The sequence below is a fragment of the Streptomyces sp. TG1A-60 genome, from assembly GCF_037201975.1.
Taxonomy (GTDB): domain Bacteria; phylum Actinomycetota; class Actinomycetes; order Streptomycetales; family Streptomycetaceae; genus Streptomyces.
Genome location: NZ_CP147520.1, coordinates 1,603,702 through 1,624,006 on the forward strand (window position 1 = coordinate 1,603,702; position 20,305 = coordinate 1,624,006).

Consider the following 20,305-nt stretch of genomic DNA (forward strand, 5'->3'; position numbering starts at 1 on the left):
GAAGCCGGATGAATCATGGACTCGCCTTTCCCCTCCCCCGTCGCCCACCTCGGGTCTCCCAGCCCCGAGCATCACAGCCGGATCTCGTCCGGGATCCATTGGAACGCGAAAACCACCGCGGGTGCCAGGGGTCGGCCGGAGCAAGTTGTACCGGACACCGGTGCGCTGAACGTGAGTTGTCCGCCATCACACCGCGACGGGACCGGTTTCGGCCACTCCGCCCAGGGCTTCGACCTCGCCCCGGAGGCCTCGGACGAAGCGGTGGCCCAGGGCGGTCAGGGAGCCGGTTCCGGCCACGGTGTCGAGGGCGTCCAGCACCGCCGTACGCCATTTGTCCGCCTCGACGCGGGAGCGTTCGTGCAGGGCGGCGCCGACGGCCGTACCGCGGCGGGCCCTGATCCGCCAGACGTCGGCGACCGCGAGATGGGCGTACGCGCCCTGGACGATGGCGTCGAGCGGCCTGGGGTCGGGTCGCCACAGCACCTGGTGGCGGCCTTCGTCGAGGCCGTCGAGCAGGTCGAACATGTCGAGCATCGCGCCCAGTTTGACGTGCTGGTACTCGTGGATGAGCAGCAGGGCCAGGTCCTCGGCCGTGCGGGGCAGCGCGATGCCGACCGCCCCGAAGGCGTGCCGGGAGGTGGCGCTGACGTCGTGGCCGGAGCGTGCGGGCGCGAGCGGGGTCACCGTGGTGAGCCCGGCGGCGATGCCCTGCGCGTAGTCCGGGTACTCGGTCCGGATCAGCCGCCATGCCTCCTTGAACATCGCCTCCCAGCGTCGGAATCCGGCCTCGGAGAGCCGGGAAAGCGGACGGTACCGGTAGCAGTCACGGGAGGGGTCCACGTCGTCCAGGGCGACCGCCGGGCCGTCCGCGGACAGGTGCCGCAGCGGCTGCCAGACCATGCCGGCGGGCGGGCGGTCCCGGCCCAGGGTCCGTCCTTCGACGGTGATCGCGGCGTCGGTGGCCGTCACGGTGACGGTGCCCGGCCGCCGGTCGCGGCTGCCGGCGCGCACCAGCAGCCGTCCGATGCCGGGCAGATGGATGGCCGAGCCGTCGGGGCCGTGCCGCAGCGGGACGGGCAGGGTCAGCTGTCCGCCGGTGCGGGCGACGGCCGACAGGGCGGCCTCGGCCGGGTGGCCCTCGGCCCGCCGTACCGACTGCCCGCAGGCGAGCGCCCACACGCGTAGATAGGGGTCGGCCAGCAGCGTGTCCAGGGCGACGGCGGGCAGCGCGAGGACCGCTTCCCAGCCGGGCGCCGAGTCCGCCGAGCCGTGAGGGCCGGGGGTCTCCGCGCGGCGGGCGGCGGCCAGCAACGCCCGTCGCTGGCTGTTCTGGGCCGCGGCGAGCGACCGGACGGCCGCCGTGCTGCCGTGTCCGGTGGCCAGTTCGTCGAAGTGGAGCCAGGACAGGCCGTGCCAGCCGTGGCGGACGTCGGCGTCGTCGCGCTCGGTGGTCTGGACGTGTTGGATGATCTTCAGCAGGTCGGCGCAGTAGACGGAGGGGTTGTCGAAGCCGTTGGACGTGCGGTGACGGTGTCCGTAGAGGCCGCCGCCGCAGACCGATACGACCGGGCAGGCGCGGCACTGCGCGCTCAGGCCGTCCAGTCCGGCGCGGCGGGCCTGGATGCCCCGGTGCGCGGCGGCCTCCTCCAGACGGTGGGTGGCGATGTGCATGCCGGTCCCCGGGGCGCCCGGATAGGCCGTCTTCAGCCAGTCCGCCTGTTCGACGGCGCCGTCGGTCTCCACCACCAGCAGGTCCGAACTGCCCAGTCCCAGCGCCTCGGTGAGGCTGCCGCGGCCACGGGACAACCGGCTGATCGACTCGAACATGCGGATCCGCGTCGGCATGCCGTCGGCGGTCCACTGCTTGTGCACGGCGATCAGCCAGTCGGCGTAGTCGGAGCCGCTCTCGCCGCCGGGGCGGGGCGGCGGGTACTCCCAGGTGGCGTGCGGCAGCAGGAAGTCGATGGCGGGCGGGCGCAGTCGGGCGAGCGCCCGGTACACCTCCACCGGGTCGTTCTCGACGTCGATCGTGCAGAGCAGTCCGCCGAACGCGCTCCGGTGGGCGGGGGCACCCAGTCGGCGCACCGCGCGAACCACGTCCCGGTAGGAGCCCGAGCCGTCCCGCCTGATCCGGTGGCGGTCGTTGGACGCCTCGTCGCCGTCGAGCGAGATGCTGGTGACGATGGACTCCTCGACGAGCATCGCGCAGAACGCGTCGTCCAGCCGGAGACCGTTGGTCTGCATCCGCAGGTCGAGTTCGGCCACGCCGTCCAGGGCGGAGCGCAGCGCGCGGGCGAAGCCGCGCAACTGTTCCCGTCCGGCGAGCAGGGGCTCGCCGCCGTGCAGCACGACATGGACGCGGGCGAGCCGGTGCGCGGTGGCGTGTTCGGCGATCCGGGCCGCCGTACGACGAAACGTCCGCTCGGACATCGTCACCGGACGTCCGCGCCAGCTCTGGTCGGCGTGCTGGTAGACGTAGCAGTGGTCACAGGCCAGATCGCAACGGCTGTGCACCTTGATCACGAACTGGCGGAAGGGCCGCGCCGCCGCGGTCACCGGGACGATCCCCCGTCGTTGCGGTCGGCCCGGTCAGAGCGACGACTGGAAGGCGGCCACCGGCTCTCCGCCACCCGCGAGCATCCTTGCCAGAGCCGACTCCTGCGCGGACTCCGGTACCTCGTCCAGCGAGGTGTCGTGCAAGTCCCTGACGACGCTCGTGGCGAAGGGCTGCTCGTACCTGTCCATAGGCGTCTCCTCGGGCGTACGGCTCCGGGCGGCACACCTCATGGTGACGGCCCGGTAACCGAACGGCAAGGCGATCGCCAGCCAAGTACGTGAATCAAACAGACATCGCCGGACGCCCCTGGCCTCGCCGGGAGGCAGGTGCCGGGTGGCTGCCCGCGAGGAGCAACCGCCGGCATCACGCGGTCTGCTCCTTCGAGGCCGCCGTGGGGGCGGTGAGGTCCTCCTCCCGGGGAGTTCCTCGACGTCGACGCCGCGCACCTGGGCCAGTTCGTGCTTGAGGGCGGCGAGTTCGGTGCCGCCGGCCATGTGGTGGGTGAGCTCTTCGAGACTGACGTCGCTGCGGGCGGCGGACAGTTCGAGGGTGCCCAGGCGCAGGACGCTGAAGTGGTCGCCGACCATGTAGGCGTGGTGGGGGTTGTGGGTGATGAAGATTACGCCGAGACCTCGGTCGCGGGCCGCGGCGATGTACTTCAGCACCACGCCGGACTGTTTGACGCCGAGGGCGGCGGTGGGCTCGTCGAGGATGAGGACGCGGGCGCCGAAGTAGACGGCGCGGGCGATGGCGACGCACTGGCGCTGGCCGCCGGAGAGGGTGCCGATGGGCTGGTCGAGGTCGTCCAGGACGATGCCCATGTTCCGCAGTTCCTCGTCCGCGGTCTTCTTCATCCTGTCGATGTCGAGGCGGCGGACGGGCCAGGGGCCTTTGGTGAACTCGGAGCCGAGGAAGAAGTTGCGCCACACCGGCATGAGCGGCACGGTGGCGAGGTCCTGGTAGACGGTGGCGATGCCGGCGTCCAGGGCTTCGCGGGGGGTGGTGAAGCGCACCGGCCGGCCGTCGACGAGGACCTCGCCCTCGGTGTGCTGGTGCAGGCCGGAGACGATCTTGATGAGGGTGGACTTGCCGGCGCCGTTGTCACCGAGGACGCAGGTGACCTTGCCGGGGTGGACGGCGAGGTTCACGCCGTGCAGGGCGCGGACGTTGCCGTACGACTTGCCCGTGCCGCGCAGCTCGACGACCGGCTCGTCCTGGCCGGGGGCCGCGTCCTGGCCGGGGGCCGCGTCCCGGCCGGTGTCCCGCGCGGGGGCGTTGTCGGCGGCGGATCCGTTGGTGGTTGTCATGGGGTGGTTCACCTCCGGGTCGCCTGGCTGCGGACCCACAGATTGACGAGGGCGGCGATCAGGAGCATCACGCCGAGGAATGCCTTGAACCAGTCGGGGTTCCAGTTGGCGTAGACGATGCCCTGGTTGACCATGCCGAAGATGAAGGCGCCGATGACCGGGCCGACGGCCGAGCCGTAGCCGCCGGTCAGCAGACAGCCGCCGATCACCGCCGCGATGATGTACAGGAACTCGTTGCCCACGCCCTGGTTGGACTGCACCGTGTTGAACGAGAAGAGCAGGTGCATGCCCACGAACCAGGCGCCGAAGCCGACGCCCATGAACAGGGCGATCTTCGTGAAGTCGACGGGGACACCGACCGCGCGGGCGGAGTCCTTGCTCCCGCCGACGGCGAAGATCCAGTTGCCGAACTTGGTGCGCAGCAGCAGCCACGTCGCGATCGCGGCGAACACCAGCCAGTAGAAGATCGTGATCCTGAAGTCGATGCCGCCGATGCCGATCTCCGAGGCGAAGACGCTCTTCGCCTGGTCGAAACCGTCCATGTCGGCGATCGAGTCACTGGCGACGTTGTTGGTGAAGAACTTGGTGACGGCCAGGTTGGAGCCCTGGAGGATCAGGAACGACCCCAGCGTGACCAGGAAGCTGGGCAGGCCGGTCCTGATGAGCAGCCAGCCGTTGAAGGCGCCCACCGCGAGAGACACGATCAGGGCGACGCCGACGCCCGTCCACACGTTCAGCGTGAGCTGGAAGCTGAGGATGGCGGCGGTGAGGGCGGAGGTCGTGACCGCGACACCGGCGGACAGGTCGAACTCCCCGCCGATCATCAGCAGCGCCACCGGCAGGGCCATGATGCCCATGACGGAGGCCTGGTAGAGCACGGTGGCCAGGGAGCCGGCCTCGCGGAAGGAGGGGGCGACCGCGAAGAAGAAGGCGTACACACCGATCGCGGCGATGAGCGCGCCGACCTCGGGACGGGCCAGCAGGCGCCGGCCCAGGGAACGTTCCACGGTACGGCCGTCCTTCCGGGCCGCCGGCGGAGCCGGCGGCGAGGGGGAGCTCGCCGCCGGTGCCGTTGCTTGGGTCATCTCAGATCACCGGGTGCCCTTCGCGGCGAACTCGGCGATCGTGTCGACGTTGTCCTTGTCGACGAAGGCCGGGCCGGTCAGGACCGGCTCCTCACCGCCGCCCATGTAGTTGCCGTTGTTCTTGTAGAGCCACAGGGAGTCCACGGCCAGGTAGCCCTGGAGGTAGGGCTGCTGGTCGACGGCGAACTCGATGTCACCCGCCTTGATCGCGTCCGTCAGCTGATTGTTCAGGTCGAAGGTCGCGACCTCGGCCTCGCTGCTCGCGTCGTCCACGGACTGCACGGCGGTCATGGCGATCGGAGCGCCGAGGGTGACGACCTCGTCGATCGAGCCGTCCTGCCTGAGCTTGGCCGTGATGGTGGACTTCACCGAGGGCATGTCCGTGCCGTTGACGTAGAGGTTCTCGGTCTCACCCTCGAACGTCTTCTTCACGCCGGCGCAGCGCGCCTCCAGGGAGACGTTGCCCTGCTCGTGGATGACGCAGAGCGCGTGCTTGACACCGGTCTCGTTGAGCTTCTTGCCGAAGGCCTCGCCGGAGACGGTCTCGTCCTGGCCGAAGAAGGAGAGCAGCCCCTGCTCCTGCCACACGTCCATACCGGAGTTCAGGCCCACGACCGGGATACCGGCCTTCTCCGCCTTGGCCAGGACGTCCTTCATCGCGTCGGGCTTGGCGAGGGTGACGGCGATGCCGTCGACCTTCTGGTCGATCGCGTTCTGGACGAGGCTGGCCTGGTTGGCCGCGTCCGGGTCGTTCGAGTAGACGAGCTCGACGTTGTCCTTGGCGGCGGCCGACTGCGCGCCCTTGCGGACGATGTCCCAGAAGGTGTCGCCCTGGCCGGCGTGGGTCACCATCGCGACCGTCATCCGGGGGGTGTCGGCCTTGCCCGCGGAGGCGCTCGCCCCGCCCTCCTCGGCCTCCTTGCCGCCGGAACCACTGGAACAGCCGGCTATCAGCAGCGCGGATGCCGCCGCCATGGCGAAGTAGGGGGCCACTCCGCGTGAGCGGGGGTGAAATGTGCGGTCCATCTTTCCTGCACCTCACTGTGCGACAGGGGGAAAGGGAACGGGACAGCGTCGGGCGGAGTGCCCGCGCGGGCCCGGACGTTCGAAGTCCGGATCATTGTGCCGGTCGGCCGGCCGCGCTGTTTCGTTGGGACGGGATACAAACCCCTGTCACACCCGACTGTCAATACTTTGTCAGGACATCATTTCACGCACAGGTCCGAATGTCCGTACAAAGTCTTGACAGTGGACCGCTCCGGGTCCTACACCTGGGACACATGGGATACACCGGGACCCGTGGGCGCGCATCTCCACGCGCACGGGTCTGCGTCGGCCCCCGTATCCCCCACCCGAGGAGCGACGCGCGTGCCCGAGTCCGCCGAATCCCTCGGTCCGGTCGCCACGGGCCGTTTCGGAATCGATCTCCATCCGTTGCAGACCGGCGTCCCGCTCGCACGCGTCGAGGCCTGAGCACCGAGACCCGCCGGTCACCGGCGCCCGCAAAAATCCCTTCGCCCCCTGTGAGGTCCCGATGTCCCAGCCCACCCGGATGTCCCAGTCCACCCGCCGTCTGACCGTCGCCCAGGCGCTGGTGCGGTTCCTGTCCGCGCAGTACACCGAGCGCGACGGCGTGCGCCACCGGCTGATCGCCGGGACCTGGGGCATCTTCGGCCACGGCAACGTCGCGGGGCTCGGCCAGGCCCTCCTGGAGGCGGGTGAGGAGTCGATGCCGTTCCACCAGGGCCGCAACGAGCAGTCCATGGTGCACGCCGCCGTCGGCCACGCCCGCCAGCTGAACCGCCTCTCCGCCCAGGCGGTCACCACCTCCATCGGCCCCGGCGCCACCAACCTGGTCACCGGCGCCGCGCTGGCCACGATCAACCGGCTGCCCGTGCTCCTCCTGCCCGGCGACTACTTCGCGACCCGCACCGCCGACCCGCTGCTCCAGCAGTTGGAGCACCCCACCGAGGCCGACGTCTCGGTCAACGACACCCTGCGCCCGGTCTCCCGCTCCTTCGACCGGATCACCCGCCCCGAGGCCCTGATCCCGGCCGCCCTCAACGCCATGCGCGTCCTCGCCGACCCGGCCGACACCGGCGCCGTCACCCTCGCCCTCCCCCAGGACGTGCAGGCGGAGGCGTACGACTGGCCGGAGGAGTTCTTCGCCGAGCGCGTGTGGCGCGTACGGCGTCCCGTGCCCGACCCGGTCGAGCTGGCGGACGCCGTACGGGCGATCCGCGCCGCCCGGCGTCCGCTCCTCGTCGCGGGCGGCGGGGTCCACCACAGCGAGGCGGAGGAGGCGCTCAAGGCTCTGGCGGACGCCACCGGCATCCCGGTCGCCTCCACCCAGGCGGGCAAGGGGTCCCTGCGGTACGACCACCCGGCCGACCTCGGCGGCATCGGCCACACCGGCACCGCGGTCTGCGACGACCTCGCCCGCACCGCCGACCTGATCGTCGGCGTCGGCACCCGCCACACCGACTTCACCACTGCCTCCCACACCCTCTTCCAGGCCCCGGACGTCCGTTTCGTCAACCTCAACATCGCCGCCTTCGACGCCCACAAGCTGGCGGCCCGGACGGTGGTCTGTGACGCGCGCGCCGGTCTCGCGGCGCTCACCGAGGCGCTGGACGGACACCGGGTGAGCGAGGCGTACGAGGCCGAGTACCGAGCCGGCAAGGAGCGCTGGGAGCAGGTCGTCGAGGCCGCGTACACCGCAGCCGACGAGCACGCCGTGCCGACCCAGAGCCAGGTGATCGGCGCCCTGGACGCGGTCGTCGGCGACGAGGACGTGGTCATCAACGCCGCCGGTTCGCTCCCCGGCGACCTGCACAAGCTGTGGCGGGCCCGCAGTCCCCGCCAGTACCACCTCGAATACGGCTACTCCTGCATGGGCTACGAGATTCCGGCCGCGATCGGTGTGCAGCAGGCGGCGCCCGGTACGGCCGTCTGGTCGCTGGTCGGGGACGGCACGTATCTGATGATGCCGACGGAGATCGTGACGGCCGTCCAGGAGGGCCTGCCCGTCAATCTGGTCCTCGTCCAGAACCACGGCTACGCCTCCATCGGCGGCCTCTCGGAGTCGGTGGGCGGCGAGCGCTTCGGCACCGCCTACCGCTACCGTGCCGCCGACGGCACCTTCTCCGGCCCCCCGCTCCCGGTGGACCTGGCCGCCAACGCGGCCAGCCTCGGTATGGACGTCCTCCGCGCCAAGACGGTACGGGAACTGCGCGAGGCCCTGGCCACGGCCCGCGCCTCGGACCGCCCGACCTGCGTGTACGTCGAGACCGACCCGGCGCCCACCGCTCCCCCGGCGCATGCCTGGTGGGACGTCCCGGTCGCGGAGACCGCCTCCCGTCCGGCGGCCGTCGAGGCACGCGTGAGGTACGACCGCGAGGTGGCCGGCCGGCGCCGTCATCTGTGACGGACGCCCCGAGGACATGGGTTGATCATGTAAGGACAACGCGATGACAGGGCTTCCTGTCATCCGGACGGACGGATACCCTCATGGGCGTGAGCAGCGCGACTACGGGGAGTACAGGGAGTCTCGGCCTCAGTGTCGACCGGAGCAGCCCGGTGCCGCTGTACTACCAGCTGGCCCGGCAGCTGGAGTCGGCGATCGAGCACGGTGCGCTCGGCCCCGGCAGCCTGCTGGGCAACGAGATCGAGCTCGCGGGCCGGCTGGGTCTGTCCCGGCCGACCGTACGGCAGGCCATCCAGTCGCTCGTCGACAAGGGCCTGCTCGTACGCCGCCGGGGCGTCGGCACGCAGGTGGTGCACAGCCAGGTCAGACGTCCGCTGGAGCTGAGCAGCCTGTACGACGACCTGGAGGCGGCCGGTCAGCAGCCCACGACCCAGGTGCTGATGAGCGAGATCCGGCATGCCTCCGCCGAGGTCGCGGCAGCCCTGGGCATCGCCGAGGGCGCCGAGGTGCACCTCTTCGAGCGGCTGCGCCTCACCCACGGCCAGCCGGTGGCGTTCCTGTCCAACCACGTGCCGGCCGGGCTGCTCGACCTCGGCACGGACCGCCTGGAGTCCACGGGCCTGTACCGGATGATGCGCAACGCCGGCATCACCCTGCACAGCGCCCACCAGAGCGTCGGCGCCCGCATCGCCACCCCCGAGGAGGCCCGGCGTCTCGGCGAACCGGAGGGCGCCGCACTCCTCACCATGCGGCGCACGGCGTACGACGACACCGGGCGCGCGGTGGAGTACGGCACCCATGTCTACCGGGCCTCGCGCTACTCCTTCGACTTCCAGCTGCTCGTGCGCAACTGACCGCGAGGGTGCCCCCGGGCAGGGTGTTCGACGGTTCAGAGGGTCACCCACGCCCCGGACTCGGCGGAGCGGCCCATGGCGTCCAGCGCGGTGGCGCTGTGCACGGCGTCGTCCAGGGTGGTGCCGTGCGGGGTGCCCTCGGCGACGGAGCGCAGGAAGTGGTACGCCTCGACGACCTTGAGGTCGTCGAAGCCCATGGCGTTGGCTGAGCCCGGCTGGAAGGCGGCGTACGCGCCGTGGCCGGGGCCGACGAAGAGGGTGCTGACGGACTGGTCCTGGTACATGTCACCCCTGCTCACGCCCAGTTCACCCATCCGGCGAAAATCCCAGAGGACCGCGCCCCTGGTGCCGTGGATCTCGAAGCCGTAGTTGTTCTGCTCGCCGACGGAGACCCGGCAGGCCTCCAGGACGCCGCGGGCGCCGGAGGCGAAGCGGAGCAGGCAGTTGACGTAGTCCTCGTTCTCGACGGGGCCGAGTTCGCCGCCCGCGGCGCGGGCGTGGCCGGCGGTGGCGCCGGTGGGCCGTGCCCGCTCGGGGACGAAGACGGCGGTGTCCGCGGTCAGCGACGCGATGTCGCCCAGCAGGAAACGGGCGAGGTCCACCCCGTGCGAGGCGAGGTCGCCGAGGACTCCGCTGCCGCCGCGCTCCCGCTCGTACCGCCAGGTCAGGGCCCCCTCGGGATGGGCGGCGTAGTCGCTGAAGAGGCGGACGCGGACATGGGTGACCGTGCCGATCTCACCGGCGGCGATCAGCTCGCGGGCGGCGGCTACGGCGGGCGCGTTGCGGTAGTTGAAGCCGACGGCGCCCTGGACACCGGCCTTGGCGACCGCGTCGGCGACGGCTCGGGCGTCGGCGGCGGTGAGCCCGACCGGCTTCTCGATCCAGATGTGCTTGCCCGCCTCCGCCATGGCGACGCCGATCTCCCGGTGCAGAAAGTTCGGCGCGGTGATGCTCACGGCCTGGACCCGGGGGTCGGCGGCCGCCTCACGCCAGTCCCGGGCGGTCCCGGCGAAACCGAACCGCTCGGCCGCCTCCTCGGCGCGTCCGGGCACCTCCTCGACGACGGTGACCAGCTCAGGCCGTACGGACAGCTGCGGGAAGTGGTGCGGCACGCGGGCGTACGCCTGGGTGTGCACCCGCCCCATCCACCCGAACCCCACGACGGCGACACCGAGCGCACTCACCATGACCGCCCTTCCCCGGACCTCACTGGAATCACCGGACCGCGTTTGGACCGTTCCAGACCGTACATCGTCACCTTGCGGGCCGTCTTCGCCGCTGTCAACCCCTTTGACAACGGCGCGGCAGCTGTGGAACGGTCCACGCCATGAGACCCCCGACGATCCGCGATGTCGCCGAGCGGGCCGGCGTGTCGAAGTCGCTGGTCTCCCTGGTGCTGCGCGGGTCCGACCAGGTGCGCCCCGAGAAGCGGGAGGCCGTGCTGACAGCCGTGGACGAACTGGGCTACCGGCCGAACGCCGCCGCGCGCAGCCTGAGCGAGCGCCGCACCCGCACCGTCGGCGTCCTCCTCAACGACATGCGCAATCCCTGGTTCGTCGAGCTGCTGGACGGTCTCAACTCCCGGCTGCACGACAACGGTCTGCGCATGCTGCTGGCCGACGGCCATCTCAACCGGCGGCTCGGCGAGGACCTCACCCGTACCTTCACCGAGCTGCGGGTCGACGGTCTGATCGCGGTGGGCACCCTGCCGCCGTCCGAGGCCCTGCGCACGGCGGCGGGTCTCATCCCGACCGTGGTCGCGGGCGCCCGCGAACCCACCCTCCCCCGTGTGGACGTCGTCGCCGGCGACGACCAGCACGGGGCCCGTCTCGCCACCGAGCACCTCATCGGTCTCGGGCACCGGCGTATCGCCCACATCGCGGGGGACGGCGTGGTGGGCGCGCTGCGCCGGCGCAGTTTCGAGACGGTCATGCGCGAGCACGGGCTGAGCGACACGGCGGCCGTCGAGCGCGGCGACCTGACGGAGGAGGGCGGCTACCGCGCCACGGTCCGGCTGCTCAGCCTCCCCGAACGCCCCACCGCCGTCGTGGCGTTCAACGACATGGCCTGCGTGGGCGCCCTGTCCGCCGCCGAGGAGCTGGGCCTGAAGGTGCCGCGCGACCTCTCCCTCGTCGGCTACGACAACACCTATGTCTCACGCCTGCGCCACCTCTGGCTCACCACCGTGGACAACGCCAGCCACGACGTGGGCCGGGACGCCGCGCGGTGCCTGGTCGACCGCATCGCCGACCCGGCCCGGCCCGCCAGGGTCGTCCTGACCACCCCGACCCTGGAGGTCCGCGGCACGACCGGCCCGCCGACGGACCGCTGAGCCGTCAGCACCACGCTCGGAGGATGGCAGACCGTCGCGGCCCCGAGCCCGGTGGTGTGCCGGCGGAGTCACTCGGTCCGGTCGCCTGGACGGGCCCCCGCGGCGCGCAGTACGGCCGCCGTCTCGGTGTGGGACCCGCGCTCCGCCCAGTCGAGCGGCGACCAGCCCGTGCCGTGGTCCTCGCGGAGGTCGGGGTCCGCGCCATGGGCGAGCAGTACCCGGACCGTCTCGGTGTGCCCCCAGCACGCGGCGGCGCACAGCGGTGTGCCTTCCGTGCCGTGCCCGCTCTCCCTGTCGGGCGAAGCCCCGGCGGCCAGCAGCCGGCGGACCGAGTCGGTGGCTCCGTGGACGGACGCCGCGTAGAGCGCCGTCGTGCCCTCGGCGTCGGCCGTGTCCGGGTGAAGCCCGGACCGCAGCACCTCGCGCACACCGGCATGGTCACCGGTGCCCGCGGCCAGGGTCAGCCGCCCCGACAGCTTCTTCCACCGCCGTCTGTTCACCGTCGTCCCGCTCCCGCCGTGACACGCACCGGCTGTCACCCCATCACACGCCGCTCGGAAGAGCGAGCTCCTTCCCCGTACGTCGACGGCGGTGAGCGCAGAGCCGGCACGCCGCCACGAGGAACGCCAGCGGCAGCAGCATCCAGGCGCTCGCCACACCCGCCGCCACGACCAGCGGGCCTGTGGACCGGTCCGGTCCAGGACGGTCAGGCAGGTCACGCGTCCGAAGGAGCCCGCCCCGTCCGCAGTTGTTCGCTTACGATCACTTCGTGGTGCTCTTCGTCCTGGAACGATTCCCCTCGCTGCCCGTCGGCCGCGCCTGGCGACGTCTCACCGACTGGAACCGGCACGCCGACGTCGTCCCCCTGACCCGCGTCACCATGCGCACGCCTCCGCCGACCGGCGAGGGCACGGTGTTCGTGGCCCGCAGCGGCGTCGGGCCGCTCGCCTTCGACGATCCGATGGAGGTCGTGGTGTGGCAGCCGCCGGAGGGGGTGACCGCGGGGAGGTGCCGCCTCGTCAAGCACGGTCGCTTCGTCACCGGGTGGGCCGAGATCGAGGTCCGTCCGTACGGCGACGGCGCGTCCCGTGCTGTGTGGCGCGAGAACCTGCGGGTGCGGTGGCTGCCGGCGCTGTTCGACCGGCCGCTGGGGTGGCTGGCACGGCGGATGTTCGGGCGGGCGATGGACGGGCTGCTGAGGGGCCCGGGAGACCGGGGCGCGAGCTGACGACCCTCGGGCCCACCCCCGACTGCGGTTCGACGCCGGCATGATGACGCGTGGACGAAACTGCCGAGCGCGCCGCACACGACCACGGCGAGCAGCATCGCGGTGTCGCCGACCGGTCACCGAGGCCGAAGGGTGCCCAGCGTCAGGTCGGCAGGCGCTGTTCAGGAGACGCGCAGGCTCCGGAGTTCCGTGACGCCGGGGGTGCCGTCGTGGTGGATCGGGGTGTGCGCTCCGGTCAGGGGGACCCCGCTCCCGCCCCGGCGGTCCGCAACGATCTCGGCGGCGATGGACAGGGCAGTCTCCTCGGGAGTACGGGCACCGAGGTCGAGGCCGATGGGTGAGCGCAGGCGCGCCAGCTCCGCCTCGGTGACACCGACTCGGCGGAGGCGGTCGTTGCGGTCGAGGTGGGTGCGGCGGGAGCCCATGGCGCCGACGTAGGCGACGGGCAGCCGCAGGGCGAGGCGGAGGAGCGGTACGTCGAACTTGGCGTCATGGGTGAGGACACAGAGGACCGTGCGCGCGTCCACCGACGTCCGCTCCAGGTACGTGTGGGGCCACTCGACGACGATCTCGTCGGCCTCCGGGAAGCGGGTGCGGGTCGCGAAGACGGGGCGAGCGTCGCAGACGGTCACGTGGTAGCCGAGGAACCTGCCGACGCGGACCAGCGCCGACGCGAAGTCGATCGCACCGAAGACGATCATCCGGGGTGGCGGGACGGAGGACTCGACCAGCACCGTGAGCGGTGCTCCGCAGCGTGAGCCACGCTCTCCGATCTCCAGGGTGCCGGTGCGGCCGGCGTCGAGGAGGGCGCGCGCCTCGGCGGCGACCGTGCGGTCCAGTTCGGGGTGGGCGCCGAGGTCGCCGTCGTAGGAGCCGTCCGGGCGGACCAGCAGAGCGCGGCCCCGCAGGTCCACCGGGCCGGACACGATCCGCGCCATCGCCGCTGCCTCCCCGCTCGCGGCGGCGGCGAGCGCGGCGGCGACCACCGGGCGGACGGGATCGCCGACCCGCACCGGTGTCACCAGGATGTCGATGATTCCGCCGCAGGTCAGGCCCACCGCGAAGGCGTCCTCGTCGCTGTGGCCGAAGCGTTCGAGGACCGGCTCGCCATCTGCCAGCGCCTCTTGGCACAGGTCGTAGACGGCGCCCTCGACGCAGCCGCCGGAGACCGAGCCGACCGCCGTGCCGTCGGCGTCCACCGCGAGGGCGGCGCCCGGCCGGCGGGGCGCGCTGCCGCCGACGGCCACCACGGTGGCCACCGCGAAGTCACGTCCCTGCTCGACCCACCGGTGCAGTTCTTCGGCGATGTCCAGCATCTCTCGGTCTCCTTGGAGGAACGGCTCGAATCGAGCGGCGGTCGCGCGGCCGGTACGTGCCGGGCGGGCCGGGGATGCGACGTGCCCTCGCGTGGTGCGCGGAGCACACGTGGCGGCGACCCGCCGCAGCCGGACCGGCTACGCCGTACCCGTGAGGTGTTCCGGGCGTACCGGCGTCCTGTTCAGCTCCAGCCCTGTCGCGTTCCGAATGGCCGCGAGGACGGCCGGAGTCGACGACAGGGTCGGGGCCTCGCCGATGCCGCGCAGCCCGTACGGCGCGTGGTCGTCGGCGAGTTCGAGCACGTCGACGGGGATGGTCGGCGTGTCGAGGATCGTGGGGATCAGGTAGTCCGTGAAGGACGGGTTGCGGACCTTCGCGGTCTTGGGGTCGACGACGATCTCCTCCATGACGGCGATGCCGAGGCCCTGGGTCGTGCCGCCCTGGATCTGGCCGAGGACGGAGAGGGGGTTGAGGGCCTTGCCGACGTCCTGGGCGCAGGCCAGTTCGACGACCTTGACCATGCCCAGCTCGGTGTCGACCTCGACGACGGCCCGGTGCGCGGCGAAGGAGTACTGGACATGGCCGAAGCCCTGCCCGGTGCGCAGGTCGAAGGGCTCGGTCGGCCGGTGCCGCCACTCCTCCTCGACCTCGACGGCCTCGTCCCCGAGGACGTCCACCAGGTCGGCCAGCACCTCGCCGCCGACGGTGACGACCTTGCCGCCCTCCAGGAGGAGTTCGGCCGTTGCCCAGGCGGGATGGTACGTACCGAACTTGCGGCGGCCGATCTCCAGGACCTTCTCGCGGACCAGCTCGCAGCTGTTCCTGACCGCGCCGCCGGTGACGTACGTCTGGCGGGACGCGGACGTCGAACCGGCCGAACCCACCCGCGTGTCCGCCGGGTTGATCGTCACCCGGGTGACGCCCAGCTCGGTGCGGGCGATCTGCGCGTGGACGGTGATGCCGCCCTGGCCGACCTCCGCCATGGCCGTGTGGACGGTGGCGACGGGTTCGCCGCCGACGACCTCCATCCGTACCCGGGCGGTCGAGTAGTCGTCGAAGCCCTCGGAGAAGCCGACGTTCTTGATGCCGACCGCGTAGCCGATGCCCCGGACGACGCCCTCACCGTGCGTGGTGTTGGACAGGCCGCCCGGCAGCTGTCGTACGTCCGCCGCCTCGCCGGCGGTGAGCCACTGCCGCTCGGGCGGCAGGGGCATCGCCTTGACGCGCCGCAGGAGTTCGGCGACCGGGGCCGGGGAGTCGACGACCTGACCGGTCGGCAGGGCGGTGCCCTGGGACATGGCGTTGATCTGCCGGAACTCCACCGGGTCCATGCCGAGACTCGCCGCGAGCTTGTCCATCTGGGCCTCGTACGCGAAGCACGCCTGGACCGCTCCGAAGCCCCGCATGGCGCCGCAGGGCGGGTTGTTGGTGTAGAGGGCGACGGCCTCCATCTCGACGTCGTCGATGACGTACGGGCCCGCGCCGAGCGAGGCGGCGTTGCCGACGACGGCCGGGGAGGCGGAGGCGTACGCGCCGCCGTCCAGGACGATGCGGGCCTTGAGGTGGGTGAGCTTGCCGTCGCGCGTCGCCCCGTGCTCGTAGTACAGCTTCGCGGGGTGGCGGTGGACGTGGCCGAAGAAGGACTCGAAGCGGTTGTAGACGATCTTCACCGGCTTGCCCGTGCGCAGCGCCAGCAGGCAGGCGTGGATCTGCATCGACAGGTCCTCACGGCCGCCGAAGGCGCCGCCGACCCCGGCCAGCGTCATCCGGACCTTGTCCTCGGGCAGGCCGAGTACGGGTGCGATCTGGCGGAGGTCGGAGTGCAGCCACTGGGTGGCGACGTAGAGGTCGACGCCGCCGTCCTCGGCGGGTACGGCGAGACCGGACTCCGGGCCGAGGAAGGCCTGGTCCTGCATGCCGAAGACGTACTCGCCCTCGACGATCACGTCGGCGCGCTCGCGGGCCGACGCCACGTCGCCGCGGATGATCGGCTGACGGTGGACGATGTTCGGGTGCGGGACATGGCCGATGTGGTGGTCGTCGCGGCCCTCGTGGATCAGGATCGCGTCCGGCGCGGTCGCGGAGGCCTCGTCGGTGACGACCGGCAGTTCCCGGTACTCCACCTTGATCTTGGCGGCGGCGCGGCGCGCGGTCTCCGGGTGGTCGGCCGCGACGATCGCGACGGGCTCGCCGTGGTGGCGGACCTTGCCGTGGGCGAGGACCGGGGTGTCCTGGATCTCCAGGCCGTAGTTCCGGACCTCGGTCGGCAGGTCGTCGTACGTCAGCACGGCGTGGACGCCGGGCGTGGCGAGGGCCTCGGCCGTGTCGATGGAGACGATCTCGGCGTGCGCGACCGTGGAGCGCAGGATCTGACCCCAGAGCATGTCCTCGTGCCACATGTCGGACGAGTACGCGAACTCGCCGGTGACCTTGAGGGTGCCGTCGGGACGGAGCGTGGACTCGCCGATGCCGCCCTTGGTGCGGGAGCCCTGGGTGATGTTGGTGGGCAGGCCCGTGGTTCCCATGATCAGACCCCTTCGGACTGCCGGGCGGCCGCGAGGCGGACCGCGTCCATGATCTTCTCGTAGCCGGTGCAACGGCACAGGTTGCCCGACAGCGCCTCGCGGATGTCCGCGTCGCTCGGGTTCGGGCGGCGCTCCAGCATCTCGTCGGCGGCGACGAGCAGACCCGGTGTGCAGAACCCGCACTGGACGGCGCCGGCGTCGATGAACGCCTGCTGGATCGGGGAGAGTTCGACGCCTTCGCCGGTCTGCGAGTCGGTGCCCCTGGCGGCCCACCGCTTGGCCTCGTCGAGCGAGGTCCCGGCCCTCCCTGCCGTACCTGCCGTTCCGCAGGCACCCGACGCGCAACCGCCGTGCTCGGCCCGCTGCTTGGCGTGGTCCGCCAGCCCCTCGACCGTGACGACCTCGCGGCCCTCCACCTGCCCGGCCGCGACCAGACACGAACACACCGGCAGGCCGTCCAGGCGGACCGTGCACGACCCGCACTCGCCCTGCTCACAGGCGTTCTTCGAACCGGGCAGACCGAGCCGCTCCCTCAGCACGTACAGCAGGGACTCGCCCTCCCACACGTCGTCGGCTTCCTGCGGACGGCCGTTGACCGTGAGATTGACGCGCATCACGCGACTCCCTCCGTGCGGGCGGCGGTGCCGCGGTACGACTCCCAGGTCCACATCAGCGTGCGGCGGGCCATGACGCCGACCGCGTGGCGGCGGTAGCTCGCGGTGCCCCGGACGTCGTCGATGGGGTTGCAGGCGCCGGCGCAGAGGTCCGCGAACTGCTTGGCGACCGAGGGGGTGATGATCCTGCCGTTGTCCCAGAAGCCGCCCTCGTCGAGCGCCGCGTTCAGGAACTCCTCGGCGGCCCGGGCACGGACCGGGGTCGGCGCGGCCGAGCCGATGCCCGTCCGGACGGTGCGCGTCGACGGGTGGAGGGCCAGTCCGAAGGCGCACACGGCGATGACCATGGCGTTGCGCGTGCCGACCTTCGAGTACTGCTGCGGGCCGTCCGCCTTGTCGATGTGCACGGCCCGGATCAGCTCGTCCGGCGCGAGGGCGTTGCGCTTCACGCCGGTGTAGAAGTCGTCGATGGGGATGAGCCGGGAGCCCCGTACGGACTCGGCCTCGACCTGGGCACCCGCCGCGAGAAGGGCCGGGTGGGCGTCGCCGGCCGGGGAGGCGGTGCCGAGGTTGCCGCCGACGCCCCCGCGGTTGCGGATCTGCGGGGAGGCGACCGTGTGCGAGGCCAGGGCGAGGCCGGGCAGCTCGGGACGGAGGTGTTCCATGATCCGGGTGTACGACACGGAGGCGCCCAGACTAACCGTTTCCTCGCCGACCTCCCACTCGGAGAGCTCGCCGATGCGGTTCAGGTCGAGCAGATACTCGGGCCGACGGTGGTCGAAGTTGATCTCGACCATCACATCGGTGCCGCCGGCGATCGGCACAGCGGTGGGGTGCTCGGCCTTCGCGGCGAGCGCCTCCTCCCAGCTGGCGGGGCGAAGGAAGTCCATGTGACCGGCTCTCTTCTTCGTCTCTGTGTCTCGGAGTAGTTCCGTTTGAGCCAGATCGTGTGCGGCGGGCCCGGCTCGTCCAGGTGCTCTTCCTGTGGATGAAGCCCAGTACACAGCTCCCTCCTCCACCCCGGTCAGTCACGGAAGACATGAAGGAGTTGGCTGGCCAGGGGGCGCATCTTGTAGATTCGTATGAAGGGAGGCCATCAGCAACCTCTCCGTCTTCCTCTGGAAACATCCAGAACACGGCTGGGGTCCGGCGAGCGGGATCGTCGAAAGTCCCAGGCCAGCCCTGGAGCTGTCCCGGCCTCCGCGACCACCCTCCTCCGGAAGTCGCGGACACGCTTCCCGGGCGAACCGAACGTTGTTTTCGAGACAAGAACGGCGGCGACGAGAATGCGCCTGCGCGCACTGCTGGACACCGACGCGCTGGGACTGCGGCTGCTCGGCGGCGAGGACGAGCTGGACCGCGCCTTGCGCGGTGTGATGACCACCGACCTCAGGGACCCCAGCCGCTACCTCTCCGGCGGCGAGCTGGTGCTGACGGGCCTCGCCTGGCGCCGCGACGCCGCCGACTCCGAGCCCTTCGTGCGGCTCCTGGCGGGCGCCGGCGTCACCGCGCTGGCCGCCGGGGAGGCCGAGCTGGGCGACATCCCGGAGGACCTCGTCGTGGCCTGCGCCCGGCACCGGCTGCCGCTCTTCGCGGTCAACGAGTCGGTGGCCTTCGCGACGATCACCGAGCACGTCGTACGGCAGGTCTCCGGCGAGCGTGCCGGGGACCTGGCGGCCGTGGTGGACCGGCACCGCCGGATGATGACCTCCGGCCCGGCGGGCGGCGGCCCGGACGTCGTCCTGGACCTCCTCGGCTCCGACCTGGACCTCAGGGCCTGGGTGCTCTCCCCCGCCGGCCGGCTCATCGCGGGCCCCAAGGCCGCCGGGCCCGCCCTCCCCGCCGGGCTGTGCGCGCGGCTGGCCGCCGAGCACCTGGCGGCGACGCGCACGGGACGGCGCGGACCGCACCGCGTGACCGTCGGCACCACGATCTACTCGCTCTTCCCGATCAGCACCGCGGGCCGCGGGCCCGACGGAGCCCGCGACGAACGCGAGACGGTGCTGTCCGACTGGCTCCTCGCGGTCGAGGCCGACGCCGGGGACTGGCCCGCCGAGCGGCTCGACCTGCTGGACGGTGTCACGCAACTGATCGCGGTCGAGCGGGACCGGCGCGACGCGGCCCGTACGGTACGGCGGCGGCTCGCCCGGGAGGTCCTGGAGCTGGTGCAGGCGGGGTCCGCGCCCGCCGAGATCGCGGCCCGGCTGCGGGTCGCCGCGCCGGTGCTGCTGCCGGGCCTCGGGGCGGCGCCGCACTGGCAGGTCGTCGTGGCCCGGGTCGAGTGGGACGGCGGCGACGCCGACGGCGGGCCGCTCACCCAGGCGCTCCTGGAGGAGATCCTCGTCGACCCCCGGTCGACGGGCCCCGAGCCGTCGGACCGTATCGCCGTCGCCCACTCGGGTGAGGAGGCCATCGCCCTCGTCCCCCTCCCGGCGGCCTCCTCGGCACACGACCCCTCCGAGTCCGGCATCCACGCCGACACGCTCCTCGCGGCCGTACGGGACCCGCTGACGGCCGGCCTCGACGACGACGGGCGGCTCACCCTCGGCGTCAGCGCGGCCGTGCACTCGGCCGAGGGCCTGCGCGGCGCCCTGGAGGAGGCCCGGCACGCCCGCCGGGTGGCGGCGGCCCGCTCCGGCCGGGTGTGCGCGGCCGGCCACCAGGAACTGGCCTCCCACGTGCTGCTCCTCCCCTTCGTCCCCGACGACGTGCGCCGCGCCTTCACGGCCCGCCTCCTCGATCCCCTGCGCGACTACGACCGCAGGCACCGCGCCGAGCTGATCCCCACGCTGGAGGCGTTCCTGGACTGCGACGGCTCCTGGACGCGCTGTGCCGCTCGGCTCCACCTGCACGTCAACACGTTGCGGTACCGGGTGGGCCGCATCGAGCAGTTGACGAGCCGGGACCTCTCCCGCCTGGAGGACAAGCTCGACTTCTTCCTGGCCCTGCGCATGAGCTGAGGTCGAGGGGTCGTGGCCGGGGGGTCCCTGTGCGCCGTCCGCACCCCATGACTTTGTGAATTCCTTCACCCGCCCCCTGGCCCGACCCCGGAATTCGTG

General features: G+C 72.0%; 15 protein-coding genes and 1 pseudogene. 5 read left to right on the top strand and 11 right to left on the bottom strand.

Annotated features, from left to right (window positions below; translation table 11 throughout):
• Window positions 1–186: 186 nt before the first annotated feature.
• The 5 genes and pseudogenes from WBG99_RS06450 to WBG99_RS06470 form a co-directional block, all read right to left on the bottom strand.
• Window positions 187–2,556 carry an FxsB family cyclophane-forming radical SAM/SPASM peptide maturase gene (locus WBG99_RS06450; protein ID WP_338895388.1) on the bottom strand — a complete coding sequence of 790 codons (2,370 nt, stop codon included), beginning with the start codon at window positions 2,554–2,556 and terminating at the stop codon, window positions 187–189.
• A gap of 33 nt (window positions 2,557–2,589) precedes the next feature.
• The gene (gene fxsA / locus WBG99_RS06455; RefSeq protein ID WP_338895389.1) at window positions 2,590–2,787 is read right to left on the bottom strand and encodes an FxSxx-COOH cyclophane-containing RiPP peptide; all 198 of its coding nucleotides are present in this window, start codon (window positions 2,785–2,787) and stop codon (window positions 2,590–2,592) included.
• A 133-nt stretch (window positions 2,788–2,920) separates the two neighbouring features.
• Window positions 2,921–3,876: pseudogene (locus WBG99_RS06460) on the bottom strand (ATP-binding cassette domain-containing protein).
• Entirely contained in the window at window positions 3,873–4,949 is a 1,077-nt protein-coding gene (locus WBG99_RS06465) for an ABC transporter permease (RefSeq protein ID WP_338895390.1), read from the bottom strand. The pseudogene WBG99_RS06460 and the gene WBG99_RS06465 overlap by 4 nt, the downstream one beginning before the upstream one ends.
• A 6-nt stretch (window positions 4,950–4,955) precedes the next feature.
• Window positions 4,956–5,975: a sugar ABC transporter substrate-binding protein gene (locus WBG99_RS06470; RefSeq protein WP_338895391.1), complete on the bottom strand. Its 1,020-nt coding sequence runs from the start codon at window positions 5,973–5,975 to the stop codon at window positions 4,956–4,958.
• Between the two features lie 526 nt (window positions 5,976–6,501).
• Here WBG99_RS06470 and iolD point away from each other — a divergent pair.
• Together iolD and WBG99_RS06480 are read left to right on the top strand one after the other, a co-directional pair.
• Complete coding sequence (gene iolD, locus WBG99_RS06475) at window positions 6,502–8,376, top strand: 3D-(3,5/4)-trihydroxycyclohexane-1,2-dione acylhydrolase (decyclizing) (protein WP_338900245.1); 1,875 nt, start codon at window positions 6,502–6,504, stop codon at window positions 8,374–8,376.
• Between the two features lie 83 nt (window positions 8,377–8,459).
• Complete coding sequence (locus WBG99_RS06480) at window positions 8,460–9,230, top strand: GntR family transcriptional regulator (protein WP_338895392.1); 771 nt, start codon at window positions 8,460–8,462, stop codon at window positions 9,228–9,230.
• Between the two features lie 35 nt (window positions 9,231–9,265).
• Here the strand turns inward: WBG99_RS06480 and WBG99_RS06485 are convergent, their stop codons facing one another.
• A complete protein-coding gene (locus WBG99_RS06485) occupies window positions 9,266–10,417 on the bottom strand; it encodes a Gfo/Idh/MocA family oxidoreductase (RefSeq protein WP_338895393.1) in 1,152 nt (383 codons plus the stop codon).
• Between the two features lie 140 nt (window positions 10,418–10,557).
• Here WBG99_RS06485 and WBG99_RS06490 point away from each other — a divergent pair, with 140 nt between their 5' ends.
• Complete coding sequence (locus WBG99_RS06490; protein ID WP_338895394.1) at window positions 10,558–11,562, top strand: LacI family DNA-binding transcriptional regulator; 1,005 nt, start codon at window positions 10,558–10,560, stop codon at window positions 11,560–11,562.
• A 68-nt stretch (window positions 11,563–11,630) separates the two neighbouring features.
• Here WBG99_RS06490 and WBG99_RS06495 read toward each other — a convergent pair whose 3' ends face one another.
• A complete protein-coding gene (locus WBG99_RS06495) occupies window positions 11,631–12,062 on the bottom strand; it encodes an ankyrin repeat domain-containing protein (RefSeq protein ID WP_338895395.1) in 432 nt (143 codons plus the stop codon).
• 269 nt (window positions 12,063–12,331) lie between these two features.
• Between WBG99_RS06495 and WBG99_RS06500 the strand changes: the two genes are divergently transcribed.
• The gene (locus WBG99_RS06500; RefSeq protein WP_338895396.1) at window positions 12,332–12,790 is read left to right on the top strand and encodes an SRPBCC family protein; all 459 of its coding nucleotides are present in this window, start codon (window positions 12,332–12,334) and stop codon (window positions 12,788–12,790) included.
• 161 nt (window positions 12,791–12,951) lie between these two features.
• On the opposite strand, the gene WBG99_RS06505 is transcribed toward WBG99_RS06500, so the two are convergent.
• From WBG99_RS06505 to WBG99_RS06520, 4 genes are all read right to left on the bottom strand, one after another.
• Complete coding sequence (locus tag WBG99_RS06505; RefSeq protein ID WP_338895397.1) at window positions 12,952–14,106, bottom strand: XdhC/CoxI family protein; 1,155 nt, start codon at window positions 14,104–14,106, stop codon at window positions 12,952–12,954.
• A 138-nt stretch (window positions 14,107–14,244) separates the two neighbouring features.
• The gene (locus WBG99_RS06510; protein WP_338895398.1) at window positions 14,245–16,632 is read right to left on the bottom strand and encodes a molybdopterin cofactor-binding domain-containing protein; all 2,388 of its coding nucleotides are present in this window, start codon (window positions 16,630–16,632) and stop codon (window positions 14,245–14,247) included.
• 2 nt (window positions 16,633–16,634) lie between these two features.
• The gene (locus WBG99_RS06515) at window positions 16,635–17,246 is read right to left on the bottom strand and encodes a (2Fe-2S)-binding protein (RefSeq protein ID WP_338895399.1); all 612 of its coding nucleotides are present in this window, start codon (window positions 17,244–17,246) and stop codon (window positions 16,635–16,637) included.
• Window positions 17,246–18,136: a xanthine dehydrogenase family protein subunit M gene (locus WBG99_RS06520; RefSeq protein WP_338895400.1), complete on the bottom strand. Its 891-nt coding sequence runs from the start codon at window positions 18,134–18,136 to the stop codon at window positions 17,246–17,248. Before WBG99_RS06520 ends, WBG99_RS06515 begins: the two co-directional genes overlap by 1 nt.
• 396 nt (window positions 18,137–18,532) lie before the next feature.
• Here WBG99_RS06520 and WBG99_RS06525 point away from each other — a divergent pair, with 396 nt between their 5' ends.
• Complete coding sequence (locus WBG99_RS06525; RefSeq protein ID WP_338895401.1) at window positions 18,533–20,206, top strand: PucR family transcriptional regulator ligand-binding domain-containing protein; 1,674 nt, start codon at window positions 18,533–18,535, stop codon at window positions 20,204–20,206.
• Window positions 20,207–20,305: the final 99 nt, after the last annotated feature.